Source organism: Massilia sp. Root418, from assembly GCF_001425265.1.
GTDB lineage: Bacteria > Pseudomonadota > Gammaproteobacteria > Burkholderiales > Burkholderiaceae_D > Rugamonas.
Genome location: NZ_LMEC01000021.1, coordinates 42,026 through 60,916, shown reverse-complemented (window position 1 = coordinate 60,916; position 18,891 = coordinate 42,026). Strand labels below are relative to the sequence as shown.

Below are 18,891 nucleotides of genomic sequence, written 5' to 3'. Positions count from 1 at the left end.
GGCTTACTCCGGCGACTTGGCGACGTCGCCCACTTCCACTGGCGCGGTCACCTGCATGATCAGGCCGTACGAAATATGCTTGAACACGCGGAAGATAAACAAGCTGCCGACTTCCTCGTCCGGCAGCTTGACCTGCGGTTTCCCCAGGTTGTGCCAGCCTTTGCTGGCGCCTGGATCGGTCACCGTCTGCCCTTTATGGTACAGCTGCAGCACGGATCCGATATCGAGTCCGTCAAGCTTTCCGCGATTAATACTGACAACCTGGTTCTGGCCCGCGTGGCTCACGCCGCCGTAGATGGCCACCACGGCAGCCTGCACCTGGCGCTCGGGCGGGTGCGGCACGTAGTTCTGCAGGGGCGTGGGCGGCGCCTGCATCAGCAGGTCGCCCTTGCCCATTTCTTCCTTGGACGTGGCCACCGTGAAGGTGTGCACTTCCGAACCGGCCTTGGCGGGCGCCACCAGCTTGAGCGTGCCTAAATAGAAAGCTTCCTGGCCGATCACGGCCTTGGTGACCGGGTCCTTCAGCGGCTTGCCCGGGCGGAACACCTGGAAGGAGGTGCCGCCCTTGAGGTCGCCGCGCACATAGGCTTTTTCATCCTTGCCGAGGAACACGTGGCCTTCCTGCGCCGCGATGATGCGGGGCGCGTTCTTCAGCTCATCGTCCTCGATGATCAGCGGCTGGGTCAGGAAGGGCTCGATGTCGCCGGTCGGGATCGATTGCACGGCATCCTTGCCCAGGCCTTCCATGCGCAGCTGCGGCGACAGGCGCAAGGCGGAAGGGTCGCCCGAACCGGCGCCGGCCCCGCCGACACGGTTGCCCAGGCGCAAGCGCCCCGCTGCGCGGTCCAGGTAGACGATCTGGCCCGGATAGATCCAGTGCGGATTGCGGATTTCCTCGCGGTTCATGCCCCACACCTGGGGCCAGCACCAGGGCCGTTCCAGGAATTTGCCGGAAATATCCCACAGGGTATCGCCCTTGACCACCACGTGCTGGTCCGGCGCGTTGGGCCGGAATTCGCAGTGCATGGTCTGCGCCGACGCGGCGGCCGCACTGGAAATGAGTGTCGCGATCAACAGGCGTGCGCCGACTGTGCTAAAATTTTTCATTGAGATGTCCGTTAAAGGCGGGCATGGACGAAAGGCTGGATCGCGACCTGAAGGTTGCCCTGCTGAATCAAATTCTGCCCATAATACCCTGAACTAGCAAGAGAAACCACGCTGCGCAGCAGGGTGCGCCTGTTGCATTTTTAAGTCACACGACTAATCCGCATGTCCATACTGAATATCCTCCGCTATCCCGACCCGCGCCTGCACAAGATCGCCAAGCCCGTCACCGCCTTCGATGCACGCCTGGCCAAGCTGGTCGGCGACATGGCTGAAACCATGTACGACGCACCGGGCGTCGGCCTGGCCGCCACCCAGGTGGACGTCCATGAGCGCATTGTTGTCATCGACATTACCGAAGACAAGAGCAACCTGATCGCCCTCATCAACCCGGAAATCACCTGGGCCAGTGAAGAGCGCCAGGTGTACGATGAGGGCTGCCTGTCGGTGCCCGGCGTGTACGACGGCGTGGAACGCCCTTCCCAGGTGAAAGTGCGCGCCTTCGACGTCAAGGGCGAGCAATTCGAGCTGGAAGCGGACGGCCTGCTGGCCGTGTGCATCCAGCACGAAATGGATCACCTGATGGGCAAGGTGTTCGTGGAATACCTGTCGCCGCTGAAGCGCAACCGCATCAAGACGCGCATGATGAAGGAAGAGCGCGGCATGGCGCGCGAGAAAGCGCTGTGCGAGCAGGGCCGCCGTATCTGACGCAGCTGATGGACCCTGCAAGGCCGGCACCGCCCGGCCATGCGGCTTAGTGCCAACTCAAGAGGAAAAAAATGAAAATAATCTTCGCGGGCACACCCGAATTCGCAGCCGTTGCGCTGCAAAGCCTGCACGAAGCGGGCTTCGAGATCCCCCTGGTGCTGACCCAGCCCGACCGCCCGGCCGGACGCGGCATGCACCTGCACCCTTCCGCCGTGAAGCAGTACGCCCTGGCGCACAACATTCCCGTGGCGCAGCCCCTGTCGCTGCGCATGGACAGCAAGGACCCGCAGCGCGCCGCCGAAGCCAAACAAGCCCATGAGCTGCTGCTGGCCACCGACTACGACGCCATGGTGGTGGCCGCCTACGGCCTGATCCTGCCGCGCAGCACGCTCGACATCAAGCCCTGCATCAACATCCACGGTTCGCTGCTGCCGCGCTGGCGCGGCGCCGCGCCCATCCACCGCGCCATCGAAGCGGGCGACGCGGAAACCGGCGTCACCATCATGCAGATGGAAGAAGGCCTGGACACCGGCCCCATGCTGCTGATCGAGCGCCTGCCCATCGGCCCGCAGGACAGCACCGGCGTGCTGCACGACAAGCTGGCCGCCATGGGCGCGCGCATGATCGTCAAGGTGATGCAGAAGATGGAGCACGGCATCGTCGAGGCGGTGCCGCAGCCCGAAGCGGGCGTCACCTACGCCGCCAAGATCAGCAAGGAAGAGGCGGCGCTGGACTTCAGCCAGTCCGCGCGCGAGATCGGCCGCAAGATCCGCGCCTTCAATCCCTTCCCCGGCGCGCACAGCGACGTGAACGGCGTGACCGTCAAGCTGTGGGGCGCCGAGGTGCTGGACGCCGACAGCCCGGCCCCGGCCGGCCAGGTGCTGGCGGCGGACGCGCAGCACGGCATCGTGGTGGCCTGTGGTGGCGGCGGCTCGCTGCGCCTGACCGAGCTGCAAAAGCCGGGCGGCAAGCGCCTGCCGGCGGCCGAGTTCATCAAGGGCTTCGCGCTGGATGGCTTGCGCTTCGCCTGAGGCGGCAATGCGCCGCATGCGCCCGCTGCGCCGCCAGTCGCCGGCTGCGGCGCGCATTCCGGCCCGGTTACCCGCACGGTGCGCAGCGGGCACTTCGCTTGGCTGAGCCGGCCCGCATCGACCAGCTGGCTGCGCTGCGCGCGCTGCGCCGCGTGGTCGAACTGGGCAGCTTCACGGCTGCCGCCGAGGCGCTGGACCTCAGCCACACCGCCGTTTCGCGCCAGATCAAGCAGCTCGAAGCCCACCTGGGCGCCCAGCTGCTGAACCGCACCACGCGCCGCTTCGCGCTCACCGACGCGGGCAAGCAGTACTACGAAGCCAGCCGCCAGATCCTCGACGCCCTGGACGACGCCGACCGCGCCGTCGGCCGGCACCAGGCGCGGCCCTCCGGCAGCCTGCGCATCAACGCGCCGATGGCGTTCGGCACCCTGGAACTGGCCGGCTGGCTGCCCGCCTTCATCGCGCAATACCCGGAACTGAAGGTGGACCTGGTCTGCAACGACCGCATCGTCGACCTGATCGAAGACGGTTTCGACGTGGCGCTGCGCCTGACGCGCGGCCTGCCCGATTCAACGCTGGTGGCCAAAAAACTGGCCGACAGCCCGCTGCTGCTGGCCGCCAGCCCGGCCTACCTGAAACAGCACGGCACGCCCGCCACGCCGGCCGAGCTGCGCGGGCACAACTGCCTGGCCTACACGCAGGCCCGGGACCCGCGCGAATGGACGTTCAACGGCCCGGATGGCGCGCCTGAGACGGTCAGCGTGCAGGGCAGCCTGCAAGCCAACACCAGCGTCGCCCTGCGCGCGGCCGCGCTGGCGGGCCTCGGCATCATCAGCGCCGCCGCCTTCATCGTGCATGAGGACGTGCAGCGCGGCGCCTTGACCGCGCTGTTGCCGGGCTACCCGCAACGCCCGCGCGAACTGTACGCGCTCTATCCGCAGAGCCGCCACCTGTCGCCGAAAGTGCGCGCCTTCGTGGACTTCGCCGCCGCCCACTACCGCGAGCGCGGCTGGGCCTGAGGCTGCGGCTGCGGCTGCAACTACGCAGCCTGCTCCATTTTCTTCACCGCGCGGTATTGCTGGGTGAGGCCGCCGTAGCCCCAGGCGGCGGGGCGGGCGTCGTCGATGTGGACATAGCTGACGTCATGCAGCGGGCCAAGCAGGCCGGCCATTTCGTCAAACACGGCCTTGATGTAGGCCGCCTTTTCTATCGCCGTGTTGGTCTCGTCGGTGATCTTGATGTCGAGGAAGAAGCTGGCCCGCTCCTGCTGCGCCAGCGATTGCTCGCCGATGTACCAGTGCTGCTGCGGCACGTGCGAAATGGCGATGGACGTCAGCGGCTTCGCCTTGTGCAGGATGTCGTTGGTCAGGCGCAGCAGGATGGCGGCGGCGCGCTGCGATTGTTCGGCGCTCGGGGCGGTGGACAGGGTGAGGTTCAGGATGGGCATTTCGGATCTCCGGTGGGTTGACAGTGAACCCATGGTAGGCCGCCCGCCCTGCCCGCACCAGCCGTCCAGGCGCACAGGATTTGTGCGCGCCGCGCACAGTCAGGGCTTGAGCTGGCGGATCGGAGACACGCGCGGGAACACGTGGCGCTGGCTGCGCACTTCCTTGTTCCAGTCCTGGTTGGCCTGGTGCAGGGCGGCGTCGTAGTAGCCGCGCCCGTGGTCCAGGTGCAGGCTGACGATGGAGTGCCGCGCGCGCACGCCGCGCACGCCGATGTTGTTGAGCCGCAGGCCCATGTTCAGGTCCTCGCCGCCGTAGGCCATGCTCTCGTCGAAGCCGCCCACTTCCAGCACGTCGTGCCGGAAGGCGCAGCTGTTGGCCCCGCTGAAGGCGTTGCGCGGGGAGAGGAAATCGTAGAAGCGCTGCAGGCGCGGGTTGCGCAGCAGCCGGTTACGGCTCTTGTCGAAACCGGGGATGGTGCTCAGGAAGGCATAGTCGAACAGGCTCTGGTCCAGGATTGCGGGCCGCAGGTCGTTATGCAAATGGTATGGTTCCGGCACGCTGATATGGCTGCCGCCGGCCAGGAAGGCCCCCGGGCGGCTCAGGCGCAGGTAGGTTTCGACGAAATCATCGCGCGGAATGCAGTCGCCGTCGGTAAACAGCAACAGGTCGCCGCTGGCGCGCAAAATGGCTTTGTTCAGGGCGCGGCACTTGCCGAAGCCCCGGTGTTCCTGGGTCAGGTGGATCAGCGGCAGGTCCAGGTGGCGGCAGCTCTCCACCGCTTCGGCGATCTCGGGGAACTCGCCGTCCTGGGAAACGATGATTTCGTCCGGCATGCGGGTCTGGGCGGCGTAGCCGGTGAGGACAAACTCCATTTCGCGGCGCTTTTTGTGCGCGGAGATGATAACGGTGATCTTCATGGCGCAATGTTACCGGAACAACGGCGGTATTGCTCCAGCTTATGCCGCCGATGCTGCAATGCCGTATAATTTTAGACCCGGTATCGCATCACCCGGCCTCCACCCAGCCACGTCGCGAAAGTACGAAATGAACAACAAAGCCAGCCAGCCACGCTATTCCAAGACCGAAGCCCAATTGCGCGACATGCTCGCCAAGCGCATCATGTTCCTGGACGGCGCGATGGGCACCATCATCCAGCAGTACAAGCTGGATGAAATGGCTTACCGCGGCGGCCCCACCGGCCGCTTTGCCGACTTCGCCGCGCCTGCCGGCAGCGGTGCGCGCGAGCTGTTCGTGAAGGGGAACAACGAGCTGCTGACGCTGACGCAGCCGCAGGTGATCCAGGAAATCCACGAACGCTACCTGGCAGCCGGCGCGGACCTGATCGAAACCAACACCTTCGGCGCCACCTCCATCGCGCAGGACGACTACCACATGGGCCACCTGGCCTACGAGATGAACGTGGAAGCGGCCAAGCTGGCGAAAGCCGCCACCGCCAAGTACAGCAGCGCCGACAAGCCGCGCTTCGTGGCCGGCGCCCTGGGACCGACGCCCAAGACCGCGTCGATCTCGCCCGACGTGAACGACCCCGCAGCCCGCAACGTGACCTTCGACCAGCTGGTCGCCGCCTACTACGAGCAAGTGCGCGGCCTGGTGGACGGCGGCTCCGACGTGCTGCTGGTGGAAACCATCTTCGACACCCTGAACTGCAAGGCCGCGCTGTTCGCCATCGACCAGTACTTCGAAGAGCGCCCGGAGCAGGAGCGCCTGCCGCTGATGATCTCCGGCACCGTGACCGATGCATCCGGCCGCATCCTGTCCGGCCAGACCGTGCCTGCGTTCTGGAACTCGGTGCGCCACGCGCGCCCGCTGACCATTGGCCTGAACTGCGCGCTGGGCGCTGCACTGATGCGCCCTTACGCCGAAGAGCTGTCGCAGATCGCCGACACCTTCGTCTGCATCTACCCCAACGCCGGCCTGCCCAACCCGATGAGTGACACCGGCTTCGACGAACTGCCGGCCGACACCTCGGCCCTGCTGCGCGAGTTCGCCGACGCGGGCTTCATCAACGTGGCCGGCGGCTGCTGCGGCACTACGCCGGACCATATCGCCGCCATCGCCGCGCTGCTGAAGGACACCAAGCCGCGCGTGCTGCCGGAAGTGAAAGTAGCGCAACGCCTGTCCGGCCTGGAGCCGTTCACCATCGACGACGACTCGCTGTTCGTCAACGTGGGCGAGCGCACCAACGTCACCGGCTCGAAAGCGTTTGCGCGCATGATCCTGAACGAGCAGTACGACGAAGCGCTGTCGGTGGCGCGCCAGCAGGTGGAGAACGGCGCCCAGGTGATCGACATCAACATGGACGAGGCGATGCTGGACTCGCTGGCCGCCATGACCCGCTTCCTCAACCTGATCGCGTCGGAACCGGACATCTCGCGCGTGCCCATCATGATCGACTCCTCCAAGTGGAGCGTGATCGAAGCAGGCCTGAAATGCGTGCAGGGCAAATCCATCGTCAACTCCATCTCGATGAAGGAAGGCCTGGAGGAATTCATCCGCCAGGCCAAACTGTGCCGCCGCTACGGCGCCGCCGTCATCGTCATGGCCTTCGACGAGAAGGGCCAGGCCGATACCTTCGAGCGCAAGATCGAGATCTGCGAACGCGCCTACAAGGTGCTGACCGAGCAGGTCGGCTTCCCGCCGGAAGACATCATCTTCGACCCGAACATCTTCGCCATCGCCACCGGCATCGAAGAGCACAACAACTACGCGGTGGACTTCATCAACGCCACGCGCTGGATCAAGGACAACCTGCCGCACGCGAAGATCTCGGGCGGCGTGTCCAACGTGTCCTTCTCCTTCCGCGGCAACGACCCGGCGCGCGAAGCGATCCACACCGTGTTCCTGTACCACGCCATCAAGGCCGGCATGACCATGGGTATCGTCAACGCCGGCATGGTGGGCGTGTATGACGACCTGCCGGCCGAGCTGCGCGAGCGCGTGGAAGACGTGGTGCTGAACCGCCGCGACGACGCCACCGAGCGCATGATCGAAATCGCCGGCACGCTGAAGGCCGGCGGCAAGGCGCAGGAACAGAACCTGGAGTGGCGCAACGCCATCGTCGAGAAGCGCCTGGCGCACGCGCTGGTGCACGGCATCACCCAGTTCATCACCGACGACACCGAAGAGATGCGCCAGCAGGTGCTGGCTTCGGGCGGCCGCCCGATCCACGTGATCGAAGGCCCGCTGATGGACGGCATGAACATCGTCGGCGACCTGTTCGGCCAGGGCAAGATGTTCCTGCCGCAGGTGGTGAAATCGGCGCGCGTGATGAAGCAGGCCGTGGCCCACCTGATCCCCTATATCGAAGAGGAAAAGCTGGCCGAGGAAAAGCGCACCGGCATCGTCGCCAAACCGAAGGGCAAGATCGTGATCGCCACCGTCAAAGGCGACGTGCACGACATCGGCAAGAACATCGTCTCGGTGGTCCTGCAGTGCAATAACTTCGAAGTGGTGAACATGGGTGTGATGGTGCCCTGCTCCGAGATCCTGGCGCGCGCCAAGCTGGAAAATGCCGACATCATCGGCTTGTCCGGCCTGATCACGCCGTCGCTGGAAGAAATGGCCCACGTGGCCAAGGAAATGCAGCGCGACGAGCACTTCCGCATGCTGAAGATCCCGCTGCTGATCGGCGGCGCCACCACCAGCCGCGCCCACACGGCGGTGAAGATTTCGCACAACTACGAGGGCCCCGTGGTGTACGTGCCGGACGCGTCGCGTTCCGTGTCGGTAGCGCAGTCGCTGCTGACGCCGGAGAGCCGCGACCAGTACATCGCCGAGATCGAGCAGGACTACGTGCGCATCCGCGAGCAGCACGCCAACAAGAAGGCGCTGCCCACCGTCTCGCTGGCCGCCGCGCGCGCCAACAAGGCCAAGCTGGAATTCAAGCCGGTCAAGCCGAAGTTCATCGGCCGCCGCGTGTTCAAGAACGTGGACCTGGCGCTGCTGGCCAACTACATCGACTGGGGCCCGTTCTTCCAGACCTGGGACCTGGCCGGCCCCTTCCCTGCCATCCTCACCGATGACGTGGTGGGCGAAGCCGCTTCCAAGGTGTTCGAAGAAGGCCAGGCGCTGCTGAAAAAACTGATCGACGGCCGCTGGCTCACCGCCAACGGCGTGGTCTCGCTGCTGCCCGCCAACAGCGTGAACGACGACGACATCGAGGTTTATACCGACGACCAGCGCGACACCGTGGCCTTCACCTACTACGGCCTGCGCCAGCAGGGCGTGAAGCCGATTATCGACGGCGTGCAGCGCCCCAACCAGTGCCTGGCCGATTTCATCGCGCCGAAGGAGTCCGGTATCAAGGACTACATCGGCATGTTCGCCGTGACTTCGGGCCTGGGCATCGAGAAATACGAGCAGCGCTTTGAAGACGCGCACGACGACTACTCGTCCATCATGCTGAAGGCCCTGGCCGACCGCCTGGCCGAGGCCTTCGCCGAGTACATGCACGAGCGCGTGCGCAAGGACCTGTGGGGCTATGCCGCCGCCGAAACGCTGAGCAACGAGCAGATGATCGCCGAAGAATATGCCGGCATCCGCCCGGCACCGGGCTACCCGGCCTGCCCCGAGCACACGGTGAAAGCCGATATGTTCAAGGTGCTGCAGGCGGAAGAGATCGGCATGGAGCTGACCGAGTCGTTCGCCATGTTCCCTGGCGCGGCCGTGTCCGGCTTCTATTTCGCGCATCCGCAATCGAAGTATTTCACGGTTGGAAAAATCGGCAGCGACCAGTTCGAAGACATGGCGGCGCGCCGCAATATCGACAAGGTGGAACTGGAACGCTACCTGGCGCCCAACCTGTAAAAAACGGAACCTTCGCGCGCTGCGATGGCCTAAGCATGGTGTGACTCACTACATCATGGAGGCCATATGGAAATCAAAGTCGCAATCAAACGCTGGCAGGATCAGCTGATCCTGCTGCTCGGCTTGTGGCAGTTCATCACGCCCTGGGTATTTGAATACGGCGTTCCTTCGCAGCTGGCGTGGAATGCCTTCGTTACCGGCGCGGTCATGGCGGCGCTGGCGGCGTTTGACCTGTACAAAACCTATTTCTGGGCCGTGGTGCTGAACCTGCTGGTCGGGATCTGGGTGGCCGTATCGCCCTGGGTGCTGGCGCGGGCCGAGCAAGTCACCGTGCCGCAGACGGCGATGTGGAACAACGTCGTGGTCGGCGTGGCGGTTGCGGTGCTGGCGCTGTGGGAAATGCGCACCGATCCGGAACTGCGCACGCATTGGCCGGGGGCGGCGCAGACTTGATCGGCGGCGCTCTTGCGGCGCTCTTGGCGGCGCTCTTGGCGGCGCTCTTGGCGGGTTAGGCGCTGCGCGCTAACCCGCCCTACGTGGGCCGCCTGTGGGCCGTAGGGCGGGTTAGCGCGCAGCGCGCGTAACCCGCCGCACCGCTAGCGCTGATCGCTGCGGAATTTCCAGATCGCCAGGCCGGCGAAGGCGAGCGCAAAAGCCAGCTGCACCGCCATCGGCGCAAGCGCGCCCTCCATGCCCAGGCCGCGCCACGTCACCGCGTCAAAGCCATCCACCGCCCAGCGGGTGGGGATGGCGAACGTCAACTGCTGCATCCAGGCCGGGAAGACAAAAGACGGCACCCACGCTCCGCCCAGCATCACCATGATCAGCGTCGCGAACACCGCGATGCCGCGCGCCGCTTCCGGGGTTTTGCCGAAGGCCGCAACCAGCAGGCCGAAACCGGCCGTCATCAGCGCGAAGCACAACCCCACGCCAACAAAGCCCAGCGGATTGGCGATCTGCACCTTGAAGATCAGCATGGCGCACAGGAAGATGGCCACCAGCAGGCCGCAGGCGATCACGGCGGCCGAGACGGCGCGCGCCAGCAGCACGGACGTCAGCGATACCGGTGCGGCCAGCAAGCGGTTCCAGATGCCCAAACGGCGCGCCAGCAGGATGCCGATGCCCATGTCCACTCCCATGAACAGGATGAATTGCACGCTCATGCCGGCAAAGGAGTGCGCGTAGGCGTTGTACTTGGGCCCCGAACTGAGCGCCTCGTCGCGTGTGGCGAAAGGCATGCTGAGGCCGGCCTTGGCCTGCCCGCCTTCCGCGCCGGCCTTGGCCGGAGTGGTCTGCTGCGCCTGCTGGAACTTGCGCACGCTGGCCAGCATGTCGCGCAGCGCAGGCCTGTCCTTGCCATGTGCCGCTTCCCGTTCCAGCTCTTGCAGGCTGCTGTCCATGAATTTTTCACCGGTCTGTCCGCCGAACATTTCGGCGCTGACGATCTGCATCACCTGCTGCGTGAGCATGCCCTTCACCATGGCCAGCGTGGTGGACTGCGAGGGATCGTAAAACAGCGGGATGTCCGGCTTGGCGGCCGCATTGAACAGGGCCTTGCCTGCGGCGTCGCCGAAGCCCGGCGGGATGACCACCGCCACCGTCAGCTTGCCGGAGCGAACCCTGGCTTGCGCTTCTTCCAGCGGCAGTTCGACGATGCGCAGCGCGGCGTCCGCCTTCAGGCCCTCGGCGATCTTGACGCCTGCGGTGCTGCTGTCCTGCAGCACCAGGCCGACGTCGATCTTGCCGGTGTTGCCTTCGCCGCCGCCGCCGAACAGCGAGCCGAAGAAGGCCGCCAGCACGATGGGCAGCATCAGGTTGATCAGCAGCGCGCGCTTGTCGCCGAGGTAGAGGATGAGGTCTTTGCGGACCAGTGCGAGGAAGGCTGTCATGTTAATCGCGCAGGCTGCGGCCGGTGAGGTTGAGGAAGATGTCTTCGAGATTGGTCTTGGCGGTGGCGAAGTGCTGCAGCGCGCAGCCCTGGGCGTCCAGCCAGGCCAGCACGGGCGCGGCGTGCGCAGTGGCGGCAAGGCCGATTTCAAGCACGGCGCCGGCGCCGGCGGCATCGTCCGCACCGAAGGAGGCACGATCCGCACCGGCGGCAGCAGTGGCAGCGATGGCGTTGGCCGTGCCGGCAGCGGTAGCGGCCGCTGCGCGGCCCAGCTCGCGCACGGCGCTCACGCCCGGCAGGCCGCGCAGGCCCGCCAGCAGCTCGGCCATGCGCGCCGGCGGCAGCGCTTGCGCCAGCTCGGCGCGCAACGCGGCTTGCGCAGGCAGGCGGCGGTACAGGTCGGCCGGGCTCTCGTCGGCCAGCACCTTGCCGTGGTCGATGATCACGATATGGTCCGCCAGCCGCTCCACTTCTTCCATGTAGTGGCTGGTGTAGATCAGCGCCATGCCCTTGGCCTTGAGCGCTTCCAGCGTGTCGAAGATGGCGTTGCGGCTTTGCGGATCGACGCCGACCGTGGGTTCGTCCAGGATCAGCAGCTTGGGCTGGTGCAGCAGCGCCGCGGCGATGTTCAGCCGGCGCTTCATGCCGCCAGAGAAAGTGGCGGGCTTGTCGCCGGCGCGGTCGGCCAGGCGCACCATGTCCAGCGCCTGCGTGCAGCGCTCCTTGAGCAGCGCGCCCTTCAGCCCGTACAGCGCGCCGAACAGCTTGAGGTTTTCGATGGCGGACAGGTCTTCGTACAGCGCCAGGTCCTGCGGCACCAGGCCGATCTTGAGCTTGGCGCCATTCTGGCCCTGGGCCATGACCTGCCCTTCCAGCTCGACACTGCCGCCGTCGCTGCGCAGCAGGCCGCAGATCATGCTGACCGTGCTGGATTTGCCGGCGCCGTTGGGGCCGATCAGGCCCACGGTCTGGCCGTGCTTCACCTGGAAGGAGACGCCATCAACGGCCTGGCGGCCGCCGTAGGATTTACTGAGTTGATTGACACTGAGCAGGACTGTGGACATGGCGCGTTGCGATCCGTTGAAAGAATCGCAAGCGTATCGCGTCTGTTAGCCTTCTAGCAAGTGACAAGTGTCATGACTTGGTGCGACTTGTTGTGCCGGTTACAAAGCGTAGCGCACCACGTTGTCGCTCCACTCGAAAGCCGCCATTTCCAGTTCCACCAGCTCGTCGGTGGACACGGCCAGGTCGCGCAGCGTGGGCACGATCTTGTGTTCCATATCCTCGATCTGCTCGATGCATTCGGCCAGCTTGAGCAGGTCGCCGAAGAAGCCGCTGCGGAACATCAGCGCGTCCTGCACTTCGTCGATGACCGGGATCTGCGCCAGGATTTCGGACATGGGGATGCCGAACAGCGTGTCCATCAGCGACATGATGCCGACCGTGAAGGCGATATCGGCCGCATGGTGCTGGCTTGGGCGCAGCTTGTGCGCCAGCAGCTCCAGCAGGCGGCCGCGGGTGGTGGCCAGCATCAGCAGCGGCGTCATGCTGTGGCCGCGCTTGCTCGGTTCGGCGTACAGCATGATCTGCAGCCAGCGCTGCAGCTGGCGGCGGCCCAAAATGGTGACCGCCTGGCTCAGCGAGTCGATACGCTGGCGCGCCCCCACGGCAGGCGTGTTCACCAGGCGCAGCAGGTTCAGCGCCAGCGACACGTCGCGCTTGATGGCGCGCTCGATTTCCAGGTTGTCCGCCTCGGAGGTGACCAGGGTCATCAGCTCCATGACGGCCAGCTGCGAGGGCGACAGCTTCTTGCCGCTCATGATGACCGGCTTGGCGAAGTAATAGCCCTGGAAGTAATCGAAGCCCAGGTCCAGGCAATTCTTGAACTCGTCGCGCGTTTCCACCTTTTCCGCCACCAGCTTCTTGCCGTCCTGCTTGAAACGCGGCGCCAGCTTCATCAGCGTGGGCAGCGGCATGCTGCGCATGCTCATCTTCACGTAGTCGATCATCGGCAGCAGGGTTTGCACGTTGCCGGTTTCGGCGGTCACGTCGTCCAGCGCGAAGCTGAAGCCGTGGCTCACCAGATCGGCCATGCGGGCCAGTACCGGCGGCGTTGCCTCCATGGTTTCGACAATCTCCAGCACCACTTTTTCGCGCGGCAGGAAACGGAAGATGTCGCTCATGATGACGTCGGCATCGACATTGACGAAACCGAGCGCGTCGCCGATCACCTTTTCCATGCCCAGCTGCGAGGCATGGGCGATGACCGAGGCGGTGGCGCCTATGTCGCTGGTGATGTTGGCGGGCCCCACGGGCGCGTTGCGGAACAGCAGCTCGTAACCGAACAGTGCCTGATTTCGGTCCAGCATCGGCTGACGGCCAAGGTAGAACTCGCGCACGCGCAAGCTCTTGGAAGTTGTATCGTTGGTCGAAAGGTCGATCATGGAAGCGTCATCTCTGTTTTGTCATGCGGTGGTGCCGATGGGCAACTAACCCGCTGTTTTTACGCGGTTTTACCTGATATTTTGGCATCATTCAGCGACATTGTCGCGGACAATTTTTGTGAACCCTGGGCATCGGGTATGCCATCCAGAAATACTTTCAGTTCTCCCGGCGCGAACGCAGTCCATTGTTCATTGGTGGTGAGCGGCTGGGTGACAATGATGGCGACCCGGTCGTCGGGCGTGGTCACCTCGGAAAAGTCCACGCTCATGTCCTCGTCGGACAGCTCGGCGGTGAGGAAGGGATACTGGCGCACCAGGTAGTACAGATGGGTAGAGCAATGCGCGTACAGCTCGTTGCCGCTGGAGAGCATCATATTGAAGGTGCCGTGCGCGGCGATGCCATGCACCAGTTCCTGCAGCACGGCGCGCAATGCCTCGCGCTCCGGCTGCAGGTCGCCGAAGCGCGCGCGCAGCGACTGCAGGATGTAGCAAAAAGCGCGTTCGCTGTCGGTGTTGCCCACCGGGCGGAAGGCGCCGTCCAGCGCCGGATGGAATTCCTTCAGGTCGCCATTATGGGCGAACACCCAGTAGCGCCCCCACAGCTCGCGCACGAAGGGATGGCAGTTTTCCAGCGCCACCTGGCCCTGCGTGGCCTTGCGGATATGGGCGATGACGTTGCGCGACTTGATCGGGTAGCGTTTGATCAGCTCGGCAATCGGCGATTCGACGGCGGCCTGGTGGTCGACGAAATGGCGCACGCCGGCGCCCTCGAAAAAGGCAATGCCCCAGCCATCATGGTGGGTATCGGTGCGGCCGCCGCGCAGGGCAAAGCCGGTGAAGCTGAACACAATGTCGGTCGGGACATTGCAGTTCATTCCAAGTAATTGGCACATAATAAGGGGAAATCTGCGACAGACTCCCACCTTACCATGCTTGCGGGCTTTAATGCAGCAGGACGGGCTGGCTCATCAGGGACTCGTAGCTGCCAAGGAATTCATCGATTTCCTCCATGGTCGGCTCGCTGGCGATCAGCTGGTTGACGTCGCGCCGGAAGCTTTGCGCCAGCACGCCCGCGATGAAGATCTCGCGCTTGCAGCCTTTATCGACAATTTCATAGCCGCCAAAGCGCAGGGCTTCCAGGTCGCGGTCCGCACCGAATTCAACCACGCTGTACTGCTCGCTGTTGTAGATCAGGTTCATATTGCTTCCTTCACGCTTGGGGCGGAAGCTGGGTTGTTCCGCCGGTCCATATTGAAGTGGGGACCGGGCGCCGCTTTTCAAGCCTCGGCTTGCAAATCGGCAGCCAGGTCCAGCAAATCGCCATACGGAGCTGCCAGCAGCATGCTGCGCAACTGATCCACGTGCTCCGCACTTGCCAGGCTGATGAACAACTGCGCTGGCGGACGGCGCAGCAGTCGATTCAATGTTACCCGCAATACGAGATTTCCCGCGCAGCAAAGGCAGCCGGGGGCAATCCGGAGCACCTGCAAGCCTGTGCCGGGGTCGGATTCAAGGGGGGAATTGGCGTCCGCCAGGCCTTCGAGGATGACGGCGGCGGACTGCGGCGGAGTTTGCGCCCCACCGCCCAGGGCGGCCAGCGCAGCGGCAACGGCCGCTTCGCGCACGGCCGCGCGCGGGCCGGTGACCAGCGTGGTGCGGGTGCGGGCGGAGGGGGAAGCGCCGGCGCCGATCCCGGCAGCGCCGGGATCGGCTCCAGCGGCGGCCATTACTGGTTCTTCTTGGCCAGCTTGCCCGGCTCCACGCCCAGTTGCTTGAGCTTGCGGTACAAGTGGGTACGCTCAAGGCCGGTTTTTTCGGCCACCCGGGTCATGCTGCCGCCTTCGCGGCCCAGGTGGTGTTCGAAATACATGCGCTCGAAAGCGTCGCGCGCTTCGCGCAGCGGCAGGTCGAACGACAGGCTGAACGTATGGCCCTCGCCCACCGTGGCGCCCGCGCCGCGCACCAAGGCGTGGGCTTGCGGCAGGGCGGCGCTGAACGGCGCACCGGCAGCCACGGCGCCGTCTTCGGGCGGCGGCGCCACTGCCGGGCGCGGCGCCAGCGCCGGCGAACGCACGGTTTCCTGCGCGCGCGTCAGGCCGGCTTGCACTGCCTTCAGCAGTTTCTGCATGGCAATCGGCTTTTCCAGGAAATTCAGCGCGCCGATGCGCGTGGCTTCCACCGCCGTATCGATGGTGGCGTGGCCGGACATCATGATGACGGGCATGGTCAGCAAGCCGTCGCGCTGCCATTCCTTCAGCAGCGTGACGCCGTCCGTGTCCGGCATCCAAATGTCGAGCAGGACCAGATCCGGCGCGCCTTGTGCACGCGCCTCGCGCGCCTGCTGCGCGTTTTCGGCAAGCTGTATTGCGTGTCCTTCGTCGCTCAAAATTTCCGAGAGCAACTCGCGGATACCCATTTCATCATCCACTACCAGAATGTTTGCCATCTATCCCTGCCTTTTTTCATCTGCCGGTCATGCCGGCATTGTAAGCCTGCATGCTAGCAATAATTTTATTAGTCTTCCAATATTATGCCAACTGCACCGGTGCCAACTTTAACAGCAAAATCAGTACCGAAGCGCCACTTCTATCGACATGGTTCTGGATATCAATCCGGCCCCCATGTTCGTCGATAATTTTTTTCACCATCGCCAGCCCGAGACCGGTGCCGCGCGCCTTGGAAGTCACGTAGGGCTCGAAGGCGCGCGCCAGGATCTTGGGGGCGAAACCGGGGCCATTGTCCGAAATCGCCAGGCGCACCGCGACACGGGTGCCGCCGTCGGCGCTCTGGTAATGGATGGCCTCGGTGATCACGTCGATGCGCGGCAGCGCGCCGGCCGGCGGGTGGTCCAGCAGCGCGTCCTGCGCGTTCTGCAATAAATTGTGGATCACCTGGCGCAGCTGGGTGGCATCGCCCATCACCAGCGGCAGCTGCGGCGCCAGCGCCAGGTGGATGATGTCGCTGCCCTCGCCGGTCAGGTACAGGTTCAGGATTTCCTCCACCAGCGCGTTCACGTCCAGGGGATCGAGCACGGCCGGCGGGGTGCGCGCATAGTCGCGGAAGTCGTCCACCATGCGCTTCATGGCTGCCACCTGGTTGACGATGGTGCCGGTGGCCTTGTTGAGCAGGTCGATGTCGTTCTGCTGGTCCAGCTTGGATTCCAGCTTCATCTGCAGCCGCTCGGCCGACAGCTGGATGGGCGTCAGCGGGTTCTTGATCTCGTGCGCCAGGCGGCGCGCCACCTCGCCCCAGGCCACCGAGCGCTGGGCCGAGATCACGTCGGTAATGTCATCGAACACCACGATGTAGCCGCTGCCGTTTTCCACCGGCAGGCGCGAGCCGCGCGTGAGCAGGGTCAGGTCGTGCTCGTCCGGATTGGCGCTGTTGGCCGGGCGCGGAATTTCGATCTGGCGCTGCCAGTGCAGGCGCTGCACGTTGCGGCCGGCAGCCGAGTGCGCGCTTTGCGCCGAGAACGCGGCCACGATGGCGTTGGCGAATTCCTGCAAGCCTTCGATCTCGGTGAGCTGCTGGCCTATCATGGTCACGCCCGCATGCTGCAGGATGCGCTCGACCGAGTCGTTGCAGCTGACCAGGCGGAATTCGCCATCCAGCACCATCACGCCGGCCGACATATTGGCCAGCACCGATTCCAGGTGGGCCTTGGCGTTCTGCAGCGCGGCGCGGTTCTTGTCCACCGCGATGCGCGCGTCCGACAGCTGGCGCGTCATGGTGTTGAACGATTGCGTCAGGGTGCCCAGCTCGTCCGAGCTGGCCACGATGGGGCGCGGCGACAGGTCGCCGCCAGCCACCGCGCGCGTGCCCTCGGCCAGCAGCAGCAGCGGCTGGGCCAGGTCGTTGGCGATCAGGAAGGCGGCCGCGATGGCGCCAAATACGGCCAGCAGCAAGGTCAGCGTCAGGGTTTCGATGTACATCTTGCGCAGGCCCACGCGGGCCACGAAGCGCTCCTTGTATTCGCTGTAGGCGGTGCGCAGCATTTCGCCGTTGGCGGCCAGCTTGGGCGGCACCGCCTGGATGATCTGCAGGAAGCGCGGCGCCAGGTGGGCGCCGTTGGGCTGTACCGGGTCCGGTATCGCCATCAGCACGCGCACGCGCAGCACGTTGGAGGCGTCCGGCAACGGCGGCGGCGGCGCGCCCACGCGGTCGTCGCGCAGTTCGCTGCCGCCTTCGGCCTGGGCGTAGGATTCCTCGCTCTTGGCCACCGCCAGCATGGGTGCGTTGGGCAGGTCGGCCGACAGGTTGATGCGCTGCGGGCCGGTGGCCGAGACGATCAGCCCGCCCTCGGCGTCGACAATGATGGCGCTTTGTGTGCCCGGATGCGTTTTCACGAAACGCGCCAGGATGGCTGGCGCGGTGTAGAACTGTTCCTCGGCCAGCACGCCGGCGGTCTTTTTGGTTTGCGCGTTGAGGTCGGCCACCGCCTTGTCGAGCGCGTCGCGGCCCAGGTTCAGGCCGGCGTCCAGCGCTTCCTCGATGCGCACGTTGAACCAGGAATCGATGGAGTGCGACACGAACTGCACCGACACCAGGAAGATCACCAGGCCAGGCAGCACGCCGATGGCGGCAAACAGCAGCACCAGCCGCGTCATGAGCTTGGAGCCGAACTTGCCGGCCCGGTAGCGCGAATACAGGCGGAACAGCGACACGCCCACCAGGATCAGCAGCGCCAGCGCCACGGCCGCGTTCAGCCCCAGCAGCCAGCCGTAATAGCGGTCGAACAGGCCGGAGTTGTCCGACGCGGAAGCGAGCAGGAACAGCAGGATGCTGACCGTGGCGCCGGCAACGACAAACAGATACCGCAAAGCCGGCGTCACTTATTCAGCCCTGTACAGGAAGGTTTTTTTATTCGACGCCAGGCGCCATTCGCTGTTGTTGAAAGCGTTGACCTGGATCGGCTTGGGCAGGTAGTCGCGGTCCATGCCCATGCGCAGGGTGACGTTGTAGACCTCGCCCACCTTGAGCGCGCCGCGCGGCGCCACCACCCAGCGGCTGGGGCGGCGCAGCAGGAACAGCGCGTCTTCCAGCGTGGAGAAACTCTGGCGCACGCCGCTGACCGGCCCCACATGGTACTGCCGCGTGAGCACGTTGTAGTTGATGCTGAAGGTGCGCTTGACCTTGACGGCCTTCTCGTCCACCCAGTACCAGCGCGGACGCGTGAATTCGACTTCGGTGGTGAAGTACAGGGTCACGCCGAACTGCAGCGCGTCCTCCAGGCCGTGGTTCAGTTCGAAGGAATACGCGGCCGACAGGCGGTAGCCCTCTTCGGCCGCTTCGATGGTGGCGCGGGTGATTTCAACCGTCTCGTCCGAGGCGCGCGCCGGCGTCAGCGCGCACGCGAACATCAGCAGCAACTGCCAGGCGAGGAGTCGAAAAAATCGTCGCGTCACGAGTGGGCCGGTACTAGTTTGCACGCATGGGGTTTT

The 18,891-nt window shown here is 65.0% G+C and carries 17 protein-coding genes; 5 read left to right on the top strand and 12 right to left on the bottom strand.

The features are described from left to right. Positions 1-3: 3 nt before the first annotated feature. A complete protein-coding gene (locus ASC94_RS18340) occupies positions 4-1,107 on the bottom strand; it encodes a LysM peptidoglycan-binding domain-containing protein (RefSeq protein WP_056398323.1) in 1,104 nt (367 codons plus the stop codon). A gap of 162 nt (positions 1,108-1,269) precedes the next feature. On the opposite strand from ASC94_RS18340, the gene def reads away from it, so the two are divergent. The 3 genes from def to ASC94_RS18325 all read left to right on the top strand — a co-directional run bounded on the left by def (position 1,270) and on the right by ASC94_RS18325 (position 3,862). Next, positions 1,270-1,812 carry a peptide deformylase gene (def, locus tag ASC94_RS18335; protein ID WP_056398321.1) on the top strand — a complete coding sequence of 181 codons (543 nt, stop codon included), beginning with the start codon at positions 1,270-1,272 and terminating at the stop codon, positions 1,810-1,812. 71 nt (positions 1,813-1,883) lie between these two features. Then, positions 1,884-2,843, top strand: coding sequence for a methionyl-tRNA formyltransferase (gene fmt, locus ASC94_RS18330; RefSeq protein ID WP_056398317.1), 960 nt, complete (start codon positions 1,884-1,886; stop codon positions 2,841-2,843). 98 nt (positions 2,844-2,941) lie between these two features. Next, on the top strand, positions 2,942-3,862 hold the full coding sequence (locus tag ASC94_RS18325; RefSeq protein WP_307718847.1) for a LysR family transcriptional regulator: 921 nt from the start codon (positions 2,942-2,944) through the stop codon (positions 3,860-3,862). A gap of 20 nt (positions 3,863-3,882) precedes the next feature. Here the strand turns inward: ASC94_RS18325 and ASC94_RS18320 are convergent, their stop codons facing one another. Both ASC94_RS18320 and ASC94_RS18315 read right to left on the bottom strand, forming a co-directional pair. Continuing rightward, complete coding sequence (locus ASC94_RS18320) at positions 3,883-4,290, bottom strand: 4-oxalocrotonate tautomerase (protein ID WP_056398313.1); 408 nt, start codon at positions 4,288-4,290, stop codon at positions 3,883-3,885. Between the two features lie 99 nt (positions 4,291-4,389). After that, entirely contained in the window at positions 4,390-5,208 is an 819-nt protein-coding gene (locus tag ASC94_RS18315; RefSeq protein WP_056398310.1) for a glycosyltransferase, read from the bottom strand. 127 nt (positions 5,209-5,335) lie between these two features. Here ASC94_RS18315 and metH point away from each other — a divergent pair, with 127 nt between their 5' ends. After that, the gene (gene metH, locus ASC94_RS18310) at positions 5,336-9,118 is read left to right on the top strand and encodes a methionine synthase (RefSeq protein WP_056398304.1); all 3,783 of its coding nucleotides are present in this window, start codon (positions 5,336-5,338) and stop codon (positions 9,116-9,118) included. A gap of 66 nt (positions 9,119-9,184) precedes the next feature. Beyond that, positions 9,185-9,571 (top strand): SPW repeat protein, encoded by a 387-nt coding sequence (locus ASC94_RS18305; RefSeq protein ID WP_056398301.1) that lies wholly within the window; start codon positions 9,185-9,187, stop codon positions 9,569-9,571. Between the two features lie 143 nt (positions 9,572-9,714). Here the strand turns inward: ASC94_RS18305 and ASC94_RS18300 are convergent, their stop codons facing one another. The 9 genes from ASC94_RS18300 to ASC94_RS18260 form a co-directional block, all read right to left on the bottom strand. Beyond that, on the bottom strand, positions 9,715-11,007 hold the full coding sequence (locus tag ASC94_RS18300) for an ABC transporter permease (protein WP_056398298.1): 1,293 nt from the start codon (positions 11,005-11,007) through the stop codon (positions 9,715-9,717). Between the two features lies 1 nt (position 11,008). Next, the gene (locus tag ASC94_RS18295; protein ID WP_056398295.1) at positions 11,009-12,070 is read right to left on the bottom strand and encodes an ABC transporter ATP-binding protein; all 1,062 of its coding nucleotides are present in this window, start codon (positions 12,068-12,070) and stop codon (positions 11,009-11,011) included. Positions 12,071-12,169: 99 nt separating this feature from the next. Beyond that, positions 12,170-13,450 carry an EAL and HDOD domain-containing protein gene (locus tag ASC94_RS18290; protein WP_056398287.1) on the bottom strand — a complete coding sequence of 427 codons (1,281 nt, stop codon included), beginning with the start codon at positions 13,448-13,450 and terminating at the stop codon, positions 12,170-12,172. A gap of 59 nt (positions 13,451-13,509) precedes the next feature. After that, positions 13,510-14,343: a class II glutamine amidotransferase gene (locus ASC94_RS18285; protein WP_082616656.1), complete on the bottom strand. Its 834-nt coding sequence runs from the start codon at positions 14,341-14,343 to the stop codon at positions 13,510-13,512. A 49-nt stretch (positions 14,344-14,392) separates the two neighbouring features. After that, positions 14,393-14,650: a DUF3567 domain-containing protein gene (locus tag ASC94_RS18280; RefSeq protein WP_056398284.1), complete on the bottom strand. Its 258-nt coding sequence runs from the start codon at positions 14,648-14,650 to the stop codon at positions 14,393-14,395. 77 nt (positions 14,651-14,727) lie between these two features. Continuing rightward, positions 14,728-15,177 (bottom strand): hypothetical protein, encoded by a 450-nt coding sequence (locus tag ASC94_RS18275; RefSeq protein WP_056398281.1) that lies wholly within the window; start codon positions 15,175-15,177, stop codon positions 14,728-14,730. Next, positions 15,177-15,896, bottom strand: coding sequence for a response regulator (locus tag ASC94_RS18270; RefSeq protein WP_056398278.1), 720 nt, complete (start codon positions 15,894-15,896; stop codon positions 15,177-15,179). Before ASC94_RS18270 ends, ASC94_RS18275 begins: the two co-directional genes overlap by 1 nt. 82 nt (positions 15,897-15,978) lie before the next feature. Then, positions 15,979-18,282: an ATP-binding protein gene (locus ASC94_RS18265; RefSeq protein WP_056398274.1), complete on the bottom strand. Its 2,304-nt coding sequence runs from the start codon at positions 18,280-18,282 to the stop codon at positions 15,979-15,981. Further along, a complete protein-coding gene (locus ASC94_RS18260; RefSeq protein WP_229417332.1) occupies positions 18,283-18,855 on the bottom strand; it encodes a DUF4390 domain-containing protein in 573 nt (190 codons plus the stop codon). Positions 18,856-18,891: the final 36 nt, after the last annotated feature.

Coding starts and splice junctions, on each gene's coding strand:
- ASC94_RS18320 (WP_056398313.1), bottom strand. CDS start 4,290: ATGCCCATCCTGAACCTCACCCTGTCCACCGCCCCGAGCGCCGAACAA.
- ASC94_RS18285 (WP_082616656.1), bottom strand. CDS start 14,343: ATGTGCCAATTACTTGGAATGAACTGCAATGTCCCGACCGACATTGTG.
- def (WP_056398321.1), top strand. CDS start 1,270: ATGTCCATACTGAATATCCTCCGCTATCCCGACCCGCGCCTGCACAAG.
- ASC94_RS18275 (WP_056398281.1), bottom strand. CDS start 15,177: ATGGCCGCCGCTGGAGCCGATCCCGGCGCTGCCGGGATCGGCGCCGGC.
- ASC94_RS18315 (WP_056398310.1), bottom strand. CDS start 5,208: ATGAAGATCACCGTTATCATCTCCGCGCACAAAAAGCGCCGCGAAATG.
- metH (WP_056398304.1), top strand. CDS start 5,336: ATGAACAACAAAGCCAGCCAGCCACGCTATTCCAAGACCGAAGCCCAA.
- ASC94_RS18305 (WP_056398301.1), top strand. CDS start 9,185: ATGGAAATCAAAGTCGCAATCAAACGCTGGCAGGATCAGCTGATCCTG.
- fmt (WP_056398317.1), top strand. CDS start 1,884: ATGAAAATAATCTTCGCGGGCACACCCGAATTCGCAGCCGTTGCGCTG.
- ASC94_RS18280 (WP_056398284.1), bottom strand. CDS start 14,650: ATGAACCTGATCTACAACAGCGAGCAGTACAGCGTGGTTGAATTCGGT.
- ASC94_RS18295 (WP_056398295.1), bottom strand. CDS start 12,070: ATGTCCACAGTCCTGCTCAGTGTCAATCAACTCAGTAAATCCTACGGC.
- ASC94_RS18290 (WP_056398287.1), bottom strand. CDS start 13,450: ATGATCGACCTTTCGACCAACGATACAACTTCCAAGAGCTTGCGCGTG.
- ASC94_RS18300 (WP_056398298.1), bottom strand. CDS start 11,007: ATGACAGCCTTCCTCGCACTGGTCCGCAAAGACCTCATCCTCTACCTC.
- ASC94_RS18340 (WP_056398323.1), bottom strand. CDS start 1,107: ATGAAAAATTTTAGCACAGTCGGCGCACGCCTGTTGATCGCGACACTC.
- ASC94_RS18270 (WP_056398278.1), bottom strand. CDS start 15,896: ATGGCAAACATTCTGGTAGTGGATGATGAAATGGGTATCCGCGAGTTG.